This window comes from Pedobacter sp. AK017, assembly GCF_014200825.1.
Lineage (GTDB): Bacteria > Bacteroidota > Bacteroidia > Sphingobacteriales > Sphingobacteriaceae > Pedobacter > Pedobacter heparinus.
In genome coordinates this window covers 132,416-147,483 of record NZ_JACHCW010000014.1, presented here as the reverse complement: position 1 = coordinate 147,483, position 15,068 = coordinate 132,416, and the positions used below count along the sequence as shown (strand labels likewise).

Annotated in this window: 15 protein-coding genes; 2 read left to right on the top strand and 13 right to left on the bottom strand. The window is 40.7% G+C overall.

The window, feature by feature from the left end; genetic code table 11:
- Window positions 1-292: 292 nt before the first annotated feature.
- The 10 genes from HDC92_RS19240 to HDC92_RS19195 form a co-directional block, all read right to left on the bottom strand.
- The gene (locus HDC92_RS19240) at window positions 293-436 is read right to left on the bottom strand and encodes a hypothetical protein (RefSeq protein WP_183876705.1); all 144 of its coding nucleotides are present in this window, start codon (window positions 434-436) and stop codon (window positions 293-295) included.
- A gap of 114 nt (window positions 437-550) precedes the next feature.
- Window positions 551-1,717, bottom strand: a complete 1,167-nt coding sequence (locus HDC92_RS19235) for a FecR family protein (protein WP_012780504.1) — start codon at window positions 1,715-1,717, stop codon at window positions 551-553.
- A gap of 80 nt (window positions 1,718-1,797) precedes the next feature.
- Window positions 1,798-2,376 carry a sigma-70 family RNA polymerase sigma factor gene (locus HDC92_RS19230; protein WP_183876704.1) on the bottom strand — a complete coding sequence of 193 codons (579 nt, stop codon included), beginning with the start codon at window positions 2,374-2,376 and terminating at the stop codon, window positions 1,798-1,800.
- Window positions 2,377-2,485: 109 nt separating this feature from the next.
- Window positions 2,486-3,328, bottom strand: coding sequence for a flagellar motor protein MotB (locus HDC92_RS19225; RefSeq protein ID WP_183876703.1), 843 nt, complete (start codon window positions 3,326-3,328; stop codon window positions 2,486-2,488).
- A gap of 20 nt (window positions 3,329-3,348) precedes the next feature.
- Entirely contained in the window at window positions 3,349-4,011 is a 663-nt protein-coding gene (locus tag HDC92_RS19220; RefSeq protein WP_183876702.1) for a DUF2461 domain-containing protein, read from the bottom strand.
- Window positions 4,008-4,406, bottom strand: coding sequence for a DUF983 domain-containing protein (locus HDC92_RS19215; protein ID WP_012780500.1), 399 nt, complete (start codon window positions 4,404-4,406; stop codon window positions 4,008-4,010). Before HDC92_RS19215 ends, HDC92_RS19220 begins: the two co-directional genes overlap by 4 nt.
- On the bottom strand, window positions 4,390-4,644 hold the full coding sequence (locus tag HDC92_RS19210; protein WP_012780499.1) for a hypothetical protein: 255 nt from the start codon (window positions 4,642-4,644) through the stop codon (window positions 4,390-4,392). The genes HDC92_RS19215 and HDC92_RS19210 overlap by 17 nt, the downstream gene beginning before the upstream one ends.
- 419 nt (window positions 4,645-5,063) lie before the next feature.
- Window positions 5,064-6,770, bottom strand: coding sequence for a PAS domain S-box protein (locus HDC92_RS19205; RefSeq protein WP_183876701.1), 1,707 nt, complete (start codon window positions 6,768-6,770; stop codon window positions 5,064-5,066).
- Between the two features lie 669 nt (window positions 6,771-7,439).
- Entirely contained in the window at window positions 7,440-8,177 is a 738-nt protein-coding gene (locus HDC92_RS19200) for a DUF72 domain-containing protein (protein ID WP_183876700.1), read from the bottom strand.
- Window positions 8,178-8,468: 291 nt separating this feature from the next.
- On the bottom strand, window positions 8,469-9,053 hold the full coding sequence (locus HDC92_RS19195; protein ID WP_183876699.1) for a DUF4142 domain-containing protein: 585 nt from the start codon (window positions 9,051-9,053) through the stop codon (window positions 8,469-8,471).
- Window positions 9,054-9,496: 443 nt separating this feature from the next.
- Between HDC92_RS19195 and HDC92_RS19190 the strand changes: the two genes are divergently transcribed.
- Entirely contained in the window at window positions 9,497-10,612 is a 1,116-nt protein-coding gene (locus tag HDC92_RS19190) for a sensor histidine kinase (RefSeq protein WP_183876698.1), read from the top strand.
- Between the two features lie 745 nt (window positions 10,613-11,357).
- Window positions 11,358-12,071: a 2OG-Fe(II) oxygenase gene (locus HDC92_RS19185; protein ID WP_255484598.1), complete on the top strand. Its 714-nt coding sequence runs from the start codon at window positions 11,358-11,360 to the stop codon at window positions 12,069-12,071.
- Between the two features lie 118 nt (window positions 12,072-12,189).
- On the opposite strand, the gene HDC92_RS19180 is transcribed toward HDC92_RS19185, so the two are convergent.
- The 3 genes from HDC92_RS19180 to HDC92_RS19170 all read right to left on the bottom strand — a co-directional run bounded on the left by HDC92_RS19180 (window position 12,190) and on the right by HDC92_RS19170 (window position 15,061).
- Complete coding sequence (locus HDC92_RS19180) at window positions 12,190-12,342, bottom strand: helix-turn-helix domain-containing protein (protein WP_221270985.1); 153 nt, start codon at window positions 12,340-12,342, stop codon at window positions 12,190-12,192.
- Window positions 12,332-13,516 (bottom strand): MFS transporter, encoded by a 1,185-nt coding sequence (locus HDC92_RS19175; protein ID WP_183876696.1) that lies wholly within the window; start codon window positions 13,514-13,516, stop codon window positions 12,332-12,334. Before HDC92_RS19175 ends, HDC92_RS19180 begins: the two co-directional genes overlap by 11 nt.
- Window positions 13,517-13,732: 216 nt before the next feature.
- Window positions 13,733-15,061: a DUF4302 domain-containing protein gene (locus HDC92_RS19170; protein WP_183876695.1), complete on the bottom strand. Its 1,329-nt coding sequence runs from the start codon at window positions 15,059-15,061 to the stop codon at window positions 13,733-13,735.
- Window positions 15,062-15,068: the final 7 nt, after the last annotated feature.

Here is a 15,068-nt window from a genome sequence, read left to right as displayed (position 1 = left end):
CCACGTGCTGACTTGGTATTTGCCTCGCTTGCTACGGCTTGTGCTTTCCCTCTTATCGTCTTTGCACCTGAGTTCCCACGTTCCTTTAAGGCGCCCGCAACTGGTTCTTGCCTCCTATATGCCGGCTTGCCGCTCAGACCACCCCAGTTTACTGCTTCTGAGCTTATCCCGGGTCAGTATGAAGACCATCGGTTTTGGCAGCGTATAACAAACTATCGACATTTTATTACAGAGGTTCACTTTCGTTCAACTCCCAGTTACCTACCTGACGGGTATCCCTCCCGCCTTTTGCTTACTCGTTCAGCACCATAATCTTTCGAAATACAGCACCAGTAAGTGGTTTACTCGCGTTGTCTGTCAACGCGCGCGGAGGGCCTTCCTCCATCGCCTTAAAAGCTTTTAAACTTTTTCTTTTGTTTAGTGCGTGGCACAGCATACATTTGAATAATTTGAGTTGTGATTAATGCTTGCTTTATTTAATGGGAGCTCAATTTTACAGGGGCGTTCCAACCGCCCCTGTTTTTTGTCCCGATTTTATAGGTATTTTTTTTTATTGCATAACGATTATTCTCCTTCCATCAATTTTAAAATGAATAGTTCCTGTTACTTCTAATATTTTAAGCACCTGCGATACGTTTTCGAATTTTGAAACCGTACCCCCAAACCTTTCGCTGATCTGATTATTTAAAAAGACTACCTCTACATCATACCAGCGCGATATTTTGCGCATAACGCTATGGATGTCTTCATTGTCGAACATAAAATATCCGTTTTTCCAGGAAACGGCCTCTTCTATGTCCACCTCGGCCAACTCCATTTTGCCGGTTTCTTCCAATAAACGGGCCTGCTGTCCGGGTTTAATCACACGACTTAAATTGCCATAAACTATCTTTACAGCCCCTTCAAGCAAGGTAGTTTTTACCTCTGCCTCATCTTCATAAGCATTCACATTAAAATGGGTGCCCAATACTTCTATCTGCTGTTGCGCACTAAACACTTTGAAAGGCCTTCGTTTATCTTTGGCAACTTCAAAATATGCTTCACCTTTAACCGTTACACACCTTTCATTACCGATAAAGACCGTAGGGAACTTAATAGACGAACCTGCATTGAGCCATACTTTTGTCTGGTCTGATAACACCAGCTGATATTGGCCACCATGAGGTGTCCGGATGGTATTGTAAACCGGTTTCGCCTCGGCGCTGTTTCCTCCTGCTGATCGGACACGATAAATCAGTTGTCCATCCTTATTTTTATCTACAATGATATTCCCCTGGGTGGTTACCACGCCATCTTCGGTATCGTCAAGGCTTACTTCAGAGCCATCGGCCAGTGTCAGAACGGCCTTGTTCCCTCCTGGCAATACATCCTCTATACCAGCACTAACATGTTTAACGGGAGGCAATGATGCTTTTTTAACATAAAAAAAGAAGGTCATCGATGCCACCGCAAGTACGGCAGCTACAGCAATCCAGTTCAACCGGACAAGGCCTGGTTTGCCTGCAGGCTTTAATTCCTCATGTCGGGCAATATCCTCCAGCACTTTCTGGTACAGTTCCATTTTCAGCTGTTGCTGCGGACCCATTTCTTCCTCGTCCCAGTCCATATCCTTTTGCTGTATGGCATCATAATAAGCAAGCAAACGTTTTTCGTCTCCTGGGCTAATGCTACCCTCCAGATATTCTTTCGCTAAATGTTCAAATTCGGTTCTGTTCATGGTTAATTACTGTAAGTACTAAATAATGGTCTGTACCCCCAAAAGAGATTTAAAATATTTTAAATTGGTTGAGGAAATTGTTACAGCCTGATGCTACCAATTACCAGGGCAAGCAACAGCACTTTATCTAATGCAAACCTGATGCGCCTTAATGCAATTGTCAGCTGGTTTTCAACTGTTTTTGGGGTAATCCCCAAACGCATGGCCACTTCCTTGGTAGAAAGGTGGTCCTTTCTGCTCAGGTTAAATACGTTACGGCATTTTAAAGGTAAGTTTGCTATTGCTTCGTCCAATAATCGCTGAATATCTTTGGTAATCAGCGGGCTATCTGTGTCGTTCACAAAAGAAAAGTGATCAGGATAGATTACAGGTTTGTGTTTTACCAGCGGTAATGCTTTAAAGACCTGATATTTGACACAAGTGTACAGGTAAGCCTTTAAACAATCGATTTGGTTTACCGAACGCTTTACCCATAGCTGTACAATTATTTCCTGGACAATATCTTCTGAAACCTGCCGGTCCCGGATGACATTGTAAGCCTGTAAATATAATTTAGACCAGTAGCGCTCATATATTTCAGACAGGGCCCGTTCATTACCTTCCTGTAATAAATCAAGCAATTGCCTGTCACTTAAATCAGCATAGGTAGATCTGGTCATGTTGATTGGTTACGTACCCGAATATATAAAAACAAATTAAATAAAACAAAAATGAGCCGGTAAAAGCATTTCTGCTCTACCGGCTCATTTCTATAAATCAATGCTGTTCTTACTGCTTGATCAGGTCGTACAATTCATCCAGTTTCGGAGAAAGTACAATCTCAATTCTCCTGTTTTTACTGCGGCTTTCGGCGCTGGTATTTGGTCCCAATGGCTGAAACTCTCCCTTGCCTGTAGCGGTCATCCTTACTGGCTGTACTTTACAGATCTCGGTCAGGAACCGCACCACCGAAGTAGACCTTAACACACTCAGGTCCCAGTTGTCCTTGATCTGCCCCAGGTTGGTAATCCTTTGTGAGTCCGTATGCCCTTCAACCGCAATATTTATTTCCGGCTGTTGCTTCAATACATCGGCCAGCTGCGTTAAGGCCTGCTTACCTTTTTCATCTATAATGATACTTCCCGAAGGGAACAATAGCTTATCGGTTAAGGATACATACACCTTGCCATTCTTGATTTCTACAGTTAAACCTCTCTGGGTAAATCCAAGCAGGGCCTGCTGTAGTTTCTCTTTGAGCTTATTGGTAGCTTCATCGCGCTTCCGCAAAATTTCTTCTACTTCTTTTAGCCGTTGCTCACGTTTTTTCAGATCGGCAGACAGCTTGTTGATCTCAGTAGAGCTGTTGCTGCGTAATTTTGAATAGTTGTTGTCCATTTCCGAATACCTGCTCTTCATGTCGTTTAGCGCACTGCTCAGTCCAGTAGTATCTTTTCTGAGTTTAGCAATCAGGCCTTCCAGGTTTTCGTTCATCAATTGCGACTCATTCCAGCCCTTGTTCAGGGAATCCTGTTTGGCCAGCAGAGACTTGTATTTTTTCGGAGAAAGGATCACGCAGGAACTGAAAGCACTGGCCAGTAATCCGGCAAATAAAAATAAAAGGATTTTCTTCATTTGTGTGTATATAATAAACTTTACTGGTCAACAGCTTTCCTCAAAAATAAGAGAAATGGATAAACACTTTCAAAAGCAGTTTTCAACTTATCAACGATTCCCGGTTTTAAAAAGTCTTCATCTTTTAAAGGGTAAATCGCGATAAAGCTCTTCAACCTTAAAAATTCGATTTGGGGATGATCTGTTTCATAGCCTTTAGGTGCATTTTTAAGGGTATCCTCTTTGCTCAGGTGATAGATACTTTTAAAGCTTTTGTCATTGATGATGTCCAGGAACTCGGTAGCATTGTAATCAATTTCTTCTCTTATCTTTTTAAGGATAGCAGCTTCCGGCATCCAAAATCCGGCAGCAAAAAAACATTCGCCAGGCTGTATGTGCAGGTAATAACCCGGACCATGGATATCATTGCCTTTAACGTTAAATGAAATCCCAAAGTTATTTTTATAGGGATCCTTATTTTTGCTGAAACGCACATCCCTGTAAATGCGCAGTAAGCATTTTTTAGCAGGGGTATCTATAGAAAAAGCTGGATCTACTGCCGCCAGCCGCGGTATGAGCTGCTCAACAAAAGACAGCACATCAGCTTTGGCAACTTCATACCTTTCTTTGTTTTCAGCAAACCATTCCCTGTTGTTGTTTCGTGCTACGTCGGTTATAAAAGCGAGTGTTTCTTGCTTAATCATGGCTTATCGTAATAGGCGTTATACTTTATTTTTGGAGAAAGCCAATGTAATAAAATCACTCGTGAATAGCGATAGTTAAAAGGTGCCAAAAGTAAACATCCTGTAAAAATTACAGTGAGGTATAGCCACAACGATTCAAATTCAAGGTTTCCGCCTGATAATACATAAGTGGCCACACCAAGGGCTATCATCTCGGCGCAGTTCATCGCATAGCTCACGTACATAGCGGCATAAAAATATCCGGGTTCTATTTCAAACCGCTGTCCGCAATGCGGGCAAACCGTATTGGTACGCTGTACATTGAAACCGTATAAACTTCCGGTAAAGATATCTCCACGGCGGCATTGAGGACATTTGCCGTGTACTATGGCATATAGTTTAGATGTTTTCTGCATAGCTTACCGACTTTTTACGATATTTTACATACCATAATATTCCAATCCCGGTAATTAAAAGGTAAGGGATCGCTAACAGATAGAGTATGCCGGAATTTAATCCTTTACCCTGGGTATTGCCATTTTTAACACTTTGTTCGGCACTAACCGTACACATGGCACATTGCGCATTGGCTGTATTGCTTACTGCTATTGCTGATAGCACTATAAAAATGAAGACAAATGCAATCCTTTTCATAGGGCAAAGATAAGGAAAGAATGCCAATCAGGGGTGCAAAATTTACAAATGTACTGCCATGCCATATATTTTCCCGGCAATAATAACCGAACCTCAAAAAGTCTGCCCTCCCCCTTCAAATCAATAGTACTCATTTACAACAAGCCATTAATCAGCTTTTTCACTTTGTCATTTCCAGGAAATGCTTCGATTTTTTTTCGAGCAATCCTTTTTTATTATACAGTAGATATGATGGAATATATTCAAAATCAAAATGTTTCATGATATATTCCCACTGGCCATCATTCAGATAATAATGCTCGCTGCCTATCCCCTTGATTTTTTCTTTCCAATGCCCGACATGGAATTGTTATTGGTAAGCGGCAGGTTTTGACTATATCCTTTTTACCAGAGGTTAAGCCCAAGCAGGTAGACCAAAGCTAATCAGGTTTGTTAATTAATCTGTTGATCACCTGGTCCAGATCACGCGTTGAGCATTTTAAATGGTTGATGATGTTGCCCAACGCTTCTTGGTTCATATCACCTTCTAACAGATTTACCAATCCAATTATCTTAGCCAGTGGCGCACGCACATCATGTGCCTGAATCCATGCGATTTCATGTAAACGGGTATTTTGTTCTTCAATCGCTTTGATGTGAGCAATCCGCTCTGTGATGTCTTCCATAGACCCAATCATCCTGGTTGGCTTCCCCTCCTGATTAAAGAGCACGAAAGATCTGTCCAGCACGCATTTGTAAGTTCCATCTGCACACCGAAAGCGATATTCAAGCTGAAGTCTTGATTGTTTGCTCTGGGTCAATCTATCGAATTGTTGCTGCACATTCTGGATATCATCCGGATGAACCTGTTGCTCCCACCAATTTATATCAAAGCAGGTATCTCGATAACCATAAACACCTTTAATTGCCTGGTTCCACTGTATTTTTCCAGTTGATATATCCCAGTCCCAGATGGCATCGCTCGTAGCCTTCGCAACAATATTAAACCGGTTTAGGAGCTGCTCCGTTTTCAGCTCACCTTCTACCCGGTCCGTAATATCCCTGGAATTTGATACAATCCCTTCAATAGCCGGGTCATCAAGCATGTTGGTCACTACGGTTTCAATCCATCTGTATTTTCCTTTGCCATCGACGAAACGAAAGGGTAATAATTTAACCCGCTTTTCATTTGCGAGCTGCTCAAATTGTGACAATGTTGCAGACCTGTCGTCTGGATGGATAAATTCAAAAGCATTTTTACCAATAAAATGAGCAGTCTCAATTCCGAGTATCTGTTTCGTAGTAGGACTAACATACTTATAGTTGCCCTGTTCGTCTAATATCCCGATCAGATCAGATCCATCCTGAACCAGCGCCTTAAACCGTTGCTCACTTCTGCCAAGTTCAAGCTCAGCCTTAATCTGTTCTGTCTGATCTACCGCCATCACCAGACGTGCGTTTTTGTTATCAAAGAAAACAGAGTTCCCATCAACTGAAACAAAAATAACATCACCGTTTTTTTTTCGGTGACGTACAACTGAGGAATTAAAACGGCCTTTTAAAATATCATTATCTAAAATTTGCGTGAAAGTGCTTACGTCTTCTGGTGGCCGGATATCTATCAATGTCATTTTCAGGAATTCCCTTCGGCTATAGCCATATTGCTTAATGGCAGCATCATTGACCTGTAAAATTGATAACGTTTTAAAATCATACACCCATTGCGGCAAAGGACTATGATTAAAAAGGTCATAGTACCTTTTTTTTTCTCTTTCCAGCTGTCGGGTAATCCGCTTCCATTCCGTAATGTCTTTGAAATAAACTGATAAGCCTTCGCCAGATGGAAATGCACTGACCTCAACCCACATCTTTTTTTGCGGCCAGTATTCCTGAAATCTGACAGCTACTTTTTCACGCATGGCCTTATGATATTCCGTATAAAATTTTAGAGAAATAGCTTTGCTAAACTCCTTCCAAAGATTTTTTCCAATAATATCCGACTTTGACTTATCCAGCAGGCGCTCACATTCTTTATTCCAGTAAGTAACAGTCCAATCCAGGTCTACCTCAAAAAAGGCGTCTGTGAAGCTCTCCAGGATAGTTGCTATTTTTTGCTTATATTTTATTAATTCGGATTCAAAACTCATGGTCTGGGATGACTTTAGTAGTTTTTAAATTAGTACGATGGTTCCCAATTTACCAATTTACAAATCAATAGTATTAATAATTGATTTAATATTATGTGACGCCGATCAGTTGACCTAACCAAATCGCTTAGGTGTGATGCATTTATGGTTTTTCAAATACATAGATAAGGTCCCGAGCTCATTACTGCAGCAGGCACGTGCAGCAGCTTTTAAAAGAAAGGGTTGGTCATAGCTGTGCCTGGCTCAAATCAAGTGACTTACGCTCTTTTTCTCTGATGTCATAGTTTCCATAAATTTAATTTTTCCATACAACCATCATATGCAACTATGTTTTTACTTTTTAAAAAAGGTAGTCTGCCGATGATACTGCTTTAGGTACGCGTTTACATTTTTCGGTCCATTCCCTAAATTGCGTGATGATTGTAGTCTGGTAGGGGCGCTCATAACTGAAATGGTTCTGCGGGGATGCCAAATGCACACCTGCATGAATTGTTCGTTGATGAACTCAGAGATATTCAGGGCGCGGAAAGTCAGTTTATCTGAGGCTAATGCAGCAGCGGACTGAAACTGAACACCTTAATTTGAAGGGCCGTGCATGCGAAAACGTGAACGGCTTTTTTTTATCAAGACAACCCACTATGAAGGAAAGTGCTAATGCAGATGGTTCCATCATTTGATGTTTCGAAGACTAGCTAATTGAATCATAGTGATGGCATTTTCAATGGCATATCCCAGCACATCATTATTAAAATAAATATAGGCACGTTTAATCTTCGGCATCCTCTCAATCTGATCCACAATATCCGATAGTACTTTCTCATCATAGTCAGAAACATAGAGCTGCTGACGGCCATGCATACGATAATAAAGGTGATCCGTATTCCCTACAACGCTATCCGGAAGATCCGGATGAGACATGCCACAGAATGCGATCCGATGTTCACCTAGTTCAGCTATCACCTGCTCATTCCACCAGCTGGGATGCCGAAACTCGGCTACGTTTTCAAATGACGGATCCACACTTCGTACCAGTCGCTGTATATGTATATCAGAAGCGGAAAAGTTAGGCGGAAACTGGAACAGCACGCTACCCAATTTGTTTTTTAAGCCCTCCCTGACCAGACTGTAAAATTCTTCAACCATCCGGGAAGTATCATTTAACTTTTTAAAGTGCGTTATCGACCGGGGAACTTTTACCGAAAAGATAAAATCATCCGGGGCGCGATCATACCACTGCTGCAAGGTGGATAATTTAGGAAATCTGTAAAAAGTTACATTTAGTTCAAGGGTGGAGAAATGCCTGAAGTAGAATTCAAACCAGTATTTCACTGCAAGCTTCTCCGGATAAAAAATCCCCCTCCAATGCTTATAATGAAACCCAGAACAACCAATGATATACTGTTTCATAAATAGATTAATATTTTCAGAAATAAGGTATCCGGGGAAATTCATCTGTTTGAGTTCTTTTGGGGTGGCCCGCAGACCGCCTTCCCGGAAGTATCAAATCTTCTGCCATGGCTTATTCCGGCATCGGCCAACTACCTGTTGGCATCCCTGCGCAACAATAACGTTCTGCCAGGGAATCGGTTTCCTAGAAATCTCTTGAGTTAATTTCTTGAGTATCTTTCACAGGACAACTTATTACCAATAAGAAAACCAAAGTCAGGAATTTGCCCGGGTTCGCACTGTAGTGCCATATTATTTTAGGCCCTCCTGAATTTTCTTAATCATATTAAGATGGTGTTTAACAACCGGGGCAGTTTTTGTCGCAAAGCCTTTCAGATCTGCGTCCTTACAATTTTGACTACCGTCCTCCATTAATGCCAGTGTTTTTTCATGTCCCTCAACCATTGCCTTCACATAGGCGCTTTCGAATTCTGCGCCAGATTTAGCTTCTAGTTCCTGCTGCTTTTTCGCATGTTCAGGATCAAGGCCAGCAGGCAGTGTAATATTCTTAGTGGCAGCAATGGTCTTTAACTCCTCATTAGCTTTCCCATGATCCTTTATCATCATCGCAGCAAAATCCTTAACGGCAGCACTGCTCGCTTTTGCTTCTGCAAGTTTACCGAAAGTCACTTCAGCTATTCCACCGACTGCAGCTTTGTTAGCAAAACTGGTATCACTATCTGCCGGAAGAGGCATAGTATTATCTGCAGTAAAGGTAGAGTCAGTAGCGATCATCGAAGTATCAGAAGTTTTTGTGGCGTTTTGGTTACTGTTCCCACAACTCTGGAAAACCAGGGCTGATCCGTAGACGGCCAATACAAAAAATAACTTTTTCATAGTTTAACGTTTTGATTATTACCATAACCCAAAATGCAAAAAAAAGTTTTCTCCAGGGCAAGACTTACTCGGCGCGTCATCTGTATGGCGTTAATTTTTAACGATTAACTCTATTCTCCCGTCTCCATATCCGGGGCGTTGATTGATTAACTTTTTTTTATTGGTAATTGCTCCAAATTGTCCAGATAACATGTTTGAATCTTCACATCATGCATTGCGCAATCAAAATTGACAATGGAGGCTCAAACACCCTTCCTGGTGGAATGCGTTAAAATTCACATTTAATCATTTGATAAGGCAGATAAAATGGAGTTTCAAGTATCAAAAAAATATTGCCGGTCAGGTTCAAAGTCAACTTTCATTGTTGCTTTGTTATAACCTTATAGTTTTTAACTGTATTTTAGGTTTCTAATCCAGTAAATTGAGCCATTAAAGGACATATATTGAATAGTATAGGAAATAAACACGCAGAACTAATCACGGCACTTGAGCTGGCAGAAGCAAAAAATGCCATGCTTGTGGCAATTGTAGATTCTTCTTATGATGCAATCATAAGTAAAGATTTAACAGGTATTGTAACAAGCTGGAACCATTCGGCTGAGCATATATTTGGATATTCGGCAGATGAAATGATTGGTCAATCGATCATGAAATTAATTCCTGACGACAGAAAAGAAGAAGAACCTCAGATTTTAAGTCAACTACGGAATGGAAACCGTATTGAAAATTTTGAAACCAAAAGGGTAACCAAATCCGGTAGTCTGATCGACGTTTCTTTGACAATTTCACCTGTAAGGGATTTGAACGGAAAAATAATAGGAGTTTCCAAGATTGCAAGGGATATTACCGATAAAAAGCAGCAAGAAGCACAGAAGAAAGATTTTATATCCTTATTGAGCCATGAACTCAAAACGCCGTTGACGACAATGCATGCTTTTATACAATTGGCCCTGGTTCGTAGTTTAAAAAATGAAGACAAAACCCTTTCCGATTTGTTGGAACGGGCGAAGGCCCAGACCGTTAAAATGACATCGATGATTACCGACTTCCTGGACCTTTCCAGGATAGAAGAAAATCGAATGTTTATCAATGTTGCTTCTTTTTCATTAAATGAATTACTTGACGAGCTGATTACAGAAAGCCAAACCGTTGCTCCTGCATTTCCAATTGAACTCAATTGTCCACCACTTATCGATGTATGTGCCGACAGAGATAAAATAGGATGGGTTCTGACTAATTTAATCAATAATGCAATTAAATATTCCAAGGACAATTCTCCGATAAAAATCAACTGCAAAATCAAGGGCGACTCGGTTGAAATATGTGTTCAGGATAAAGGCATAGGAATAAGCAAAGACAATCAAAAGCAACTGTTTAAACGGTTTTTCCGCGTTAATGACACCCCAGGTAACAAGGTTAACGGTTTTGGCATAGGACTATATTTAGTTGCAGAAATTATCAAACTCCATAAAAGTGAAATAAGTGTGAAAAGTGAACTGGGGAAAGGATCTGAATTTTCTTTTACCTTACTATTGGTGCCCCAAAAGACTATTCAATAAGCTATCCAGGATGAGCTTCATTTTATTATATGTTTTTGTACTTTAACGAAATGCATCTTGCTAGGAAACTATTTTAACGGAAATTAAACGTTTGCATCTTGTTGGGCTTTTTTGTTATTTAGGATAGCCAAAGGCCCAAAATGCATACATTAAATCTCACAAAAAAACCAAAGACGACCTAGAAGTTTTAATCAAGGTGGCTTCAGATTATGCGCATGTGATAGGCTCCATTGACAGTTCGGAAGATGCAAAACAGCCAACCGATAGCTTAAGAAAGAACATGCTGACTTATATTGTTTTTATCTATAGCAAGTTAGTTACAAGCATTAGGATTTTGCACGGTTATCATATCGACGATATCATTCCTCATGTTACCAACAGATCATTTGATCAATTTACATGTTTTGATATTACAAGGTCTGTTTATGAAAGTTTTCTCCAATCATCTTGGATAGTTAATGAATTTAAGACTGAAAGGGAAAGGCATTTTATAACCTTATGGTGGACAGTTAGAGGGCTTTGCTTATTGTATGGCTCATCATTTAACCATCGAGGATGGCAGACAAAAATTTATGGTCGCCACCATTCGTTACTACGACAAGTTTGTAAAGCTTAACGGCCCATGGTTTTTTCAGAGCGTAAGCTATTGGTAGATTGGATTGAAAACAGGTAATAAAATACCGCAAGTTTCGGATTTCCTACCCGACACCCTAAAGCTAATTTTATACCATTAAAAATCATGATTATGGAAAATATAGAAGCACGGTTAGCTGCTAAAGACTGGCAGGAAATTACAAAGGAATTGCACGATAAGGGTTTTGTTATTGTCCGGGATGTATTGAACGAAACGGAATGCGATGCACTGATTGCGGAATACGATGCAGACGACACCTACCGTAAAACAATCAGCATGGAACGTTATCGTTTTGGTCTGGGTGAGTACAAATACTTTCAGTACCCACTGCCCGAACTGATTACCAACATGCGGGAAAAAGTGTACGCCGAAATAGCGCCCGTTGCCAACCAGTGGATGCAGGAACTGAACATCGACAAAAAATTCCCCGCTACCCATCAAGCGATGAAGAAACTTTGCAGGGAACACGGGCAGGAAAAACCTACCGTCCTAATCCTAAAATATGGTAAGGGTGGCTTTAATACGCTGCACCAGGATTTGTACGGTGAGATTTTCTTCCCGATGCAAATGGTTTTTATGCTTGACCAGGCTGGTCAGGATTATACAGGTGGTGAATTTGTCATAACCGAACAAATACCCCGTGGGCAATCTAAGGCAAATGTATTAAAACCTGATCGTGGCGATATGGTTATTTTCACTACGAACTTCCGCCCGGTGAAGGGCACTAAAGGTTATTACCGGGTGAACATGAAACATGGCGTTAGTCCGCTCCATGAGGGCGACAGGCATAGTCTTGGCATCATCTTCCATGATGGGCTTAGTTAATAGGCAAGGCTACATGCAATCATCAAAATCACGGCTTAAAAACCACAGGCATTCCGCTTTACTAAACAAACACGATACGGGGATTTCTACCGAACACAGAAAAATCAATAGCACATACTTAATTCATACTCCTGTATTCATTTGGTATCATCCCTGTTTTTTGCTTAAAAAGCCTGGCAAAGTGTTGCTGATATTTGAAACCCAACTCATTGGCTATATCGTTAATGGATTTGGAAGCATCAAATATTTTATCCTTGGCCTCATCGATCAATAATGTTGTTTTCCTTGTTTTGTACGGTCTTATTTAGGCGGTTAGTCATATAAACCATGATTATCAAAACCATTACGATAAACCACAGCAAAAAACCATAGCCAACATGGCCTGCCAATTCTCCAAACAGCAGAGGCATCAACATGATACCGATATAAGCACTTGCCATTTGTATTCCCATAATCGACTGCGAATATTTTTCGCCAAAATTACGGGGCGTTTCATGCAGTAAGCCTGGAAAGATAGGTGCACAGCCTAAACCAACGAGAAAAAAGCCAGGTAATAATGCATTCTTGAAAGGCAAAAAGATTATAATCAGGCCAAGAGCGATAATTGCTTGCCCGGTATAAACCAATTGTCGGTTGCTTATTCTTTCGGTCATAAAGCCAGAAACAAAACGGCCTATGGTAATTCCGGCATAATATAAAGAAACCAATTTAGCCGCTTCTTCAGGCTCAAAGTTTCGAATAAAAACAAGATAACTTGCTCCCCATAACCCGAAAGTTGCTTCAATAGTGCAATAACAAAAAAAGACAATCAAAGCTTGTTTAAGCCCGGGAATACTGATTAATTTTTTAAACGATAATTTACTCACTATTCCTTCTTTGGTTGGGTTTTCTTCAATGTTTTTAATCCAAAGTGGTGTACTTATAAACAATATTACGACAAGTACAATTTGTATCCAGCCAACGCTCAAATAACCTTCTGACCATGATCCGCCTAATGCCAGATATTTTGACATAATAATCGGACCTATTGCTGCGCCAATACCCCAAAAACAATGTAACCAGTTCATGTGCTTTGCTTTATAGTGCAGTGCTACATAATTATTAAGCGCGGCATCCACACAACCGGCACCAAGGCCAAGAGGTATAGCAAGTAAACACAAGTATGTAAAGTGCTGAGATTGGGAAAAACCCAATAAAGCTATTGCTGTCATTAATACACTGAAAGTAGTAACAGCAGCTACCCCAAAATGGTCTATAATACGACCACTAAATAAACTGGAAATAACAGTACCACCAGCGATAATCATAGATAAGATGCCCGCAAAGTGGATTGGAACATGTAAACCCCGAAACATAGCCGGCCATGCTGGGCCTAATAGCGAATCAGGTAAACCAAGGCTGACGAAAGCAAGATATATAACAACCAGTAGAAGTTTCTTTTTCATTTTGGTAATAAATTCCTCACTTATTTAAAAGTAAATACCAAGGCATCTATTCGCGTGTCTGCAATCTTTAACAATAACGATTTAAAGACATTGAAACCTATTTAAATCATAAAAAGCTATGGGCTGAATATATAAGTTTTTTCTCATAATAAAGCCCCGATTTGCATCGAGGCTTTATTATTGGCTAAGCGCGTTATTACCATTTTTAATTAGCAGTTATTGCTGCAACACCCCATAAAAGAAAGATGCGGGATTGTTCTGATTTAAGAATCCGCCAACAGTTGCGCCCGAAGGAGCACCTGCTGCGATGTAAGCAATCTTAAAATTAGCACCTGCAAAATAATCAGTTAATGCAGTAACATACGTTCTGATGGTACTTGCATTCCCTGCTGGCGTAGCTGCCAGGGTAAACTTCGCAATTCCTGTGTTCGCATCCAGCGCCATATTATAAATAAAATCTGCATTAAAGAAACTGGATGGAGACGCCGGATTTCTATACCTGATCTGGAACGTGACGGTACCATTAGGATTAAACAGCAGGGTGATGTATTCTATATATCTTCCCCCTGGTGCACCATTAGTAGGCAAAGTACCCAGGGATGCATTGGCTGCATTGTATTTAGCCAGAAAGTCGGCTGATAGCTCAGATAAATTGGCAACATTTATTTGCATAGATGTCCAGCGGGTACCCAAAACGGTATGTAATGCAGGCGTAGTTTCCAATGGAAGCGGTGCAGGTGAAATCTCGATTTTAACCTTTGCATTTCCGTTTAAAAAGTAAAAATACTTGTCTGTAGGCTCCCAGTAAACTTTATCGAAGCTATAGGATCCAAATTTAAGTGGGTTTTTCAGCGTCAGTTCATTCAAACCGAAAGCAAAGGCAGAACTGGTTTGTCCGGCAATAGAAACGGATTTGCCGGCAACACTAAGTGACACAGGGATTTGTTTATTATCCAGCATGATGAACAGGATCTTTCCTGTTACCGCTGCATTGGCATCATCGATCATCTTTTTTAATCCGCCAGCTAAAATCGTCTGTGCCTGGGCATTTGACAATTTTACCATAGACATATAATTCTTATTAAATATCCCCTCAAATTTGACTGTATCCCCGGCCTGCCCGGTAAATGCAAACTCAAAATCAGAAGTCAGTCCCAATGCTGTGCTGCTACCGCCACTAACTGCTGAATTTGGGTCGGCCGGCAAATGGATATAGTTATAGCCATCAAAAATCAACGTTGGCCGTTGCAAGGCTTTAAGTCTGTAACTACTTTCGGCAGGGGTTCCTGCGGTAGTGGTATTGAAATCTGACAGCATGGTTACCTTACCATCTGCAGCAAATTTAAAATAGAAAGAAAAACCCTTTCCCCCTTTGGGATAGATGGTGGCCAGCCAGCCATCGTTTGCAGACAGCAATAAAGCCTGGTCTTTTTCCAGTTCGGCACTAAGTCTTGTATCAGGATCCTCTAAAATCGGATCGTTATCCTTTTTACAACCGTACATCAGAGCGGTTAACAGGAATATATATGTTAAAATTTTTTTCATCTTCATT

Coding starts and splice junctions, on each gene's coding strand:
- HDC92_RS19240 (WP_183876705.1), bottom strand. CDS start 436: ATGCTGTGCCACGCACTAAACAAAAGAAAAAGTTTAAAAGCTTTTAAG.
- HDC92_RS19235 (WP_012780504.1), bottom strand. CDS start 1,717: ATGAACAGAACCGAATTTGAACATTTAGCGAAAGAATATCTGGAGGGT.
- HDC92_RS19230 (WP_183876704.1), bottom strand. CDS start 2,376: ATGACCAGATCTACCTATGCTGATTTAAGTGACAGGCAATTGCTTGAT.
- HDC92_RS19225 (WP_183876703.1), bottom strand. CDS start 3,328: ATGAAGAAAATCCTTTTATTTTTATTTGCCGGATTACTGGCCAGTGCT.
- HDC92_RS19220 (WP_183876702.1), bottom strand. CDS start 4,011: ATGATTAAGCAAGAAACACTCGCTTTTATAACCGACGTAGCACGAAAC.
- HDC92_RS19215 (WP_012780500.1), bottom strand. CDS start 4,406: ATGCAGAAAACATCTAAACTATATGCCATAGTACACGGCAAATGTCCT.
- HDC92_RS19210 (WP_012780499.1), bottom strand. CDS start 4,644: ATGAAAAGGATTGCATTTGTCTTCATTTTTATAGTGCTATCAGCAATA.
- HDC92_RS19205 (WP_183876701.1), bottom strand. CDS start 6,770: ATGAGTTTTGAATCCGAATTAATAAAATATAAGCAAAAAATAGCAACT.
- HDC92_RS19200 (WP_183876700.1), bottom strand. CDS start 8,177: ATGAAACAGTATATCATTGGTTGTTCTGGGTTTCATTATAAGCATTGG.
- HDC92_RS19195 (WP_183876699.1), bottom strand. CDS start 9,053: ATGAAAAAGTTATTTTTTGTATTGGCCGTCTACGGATCAGCCCTGGTT.
- HDC92_RS19185 (WP_255484598.1), top strand. CDS start 11,358: ATGGAAAATATAGAAGCACGGTTAGCTGCTAAAGACTGGCAGGAAATT.
- HDC92_RS19175 (WP_183876696.1), bottom strand. CDS start 13,516: ATGAAAAAGAAACTTCTACTGGTTGTTATATATCTTGCTTTCGTCAGC.
- HDC92_RS19170 (WP_183876695.1), bottom strand. CDS start 15,061: ATGAAAAAAATTTTAACATATATATTCCTGTTAACCGCTCTGATGTAC.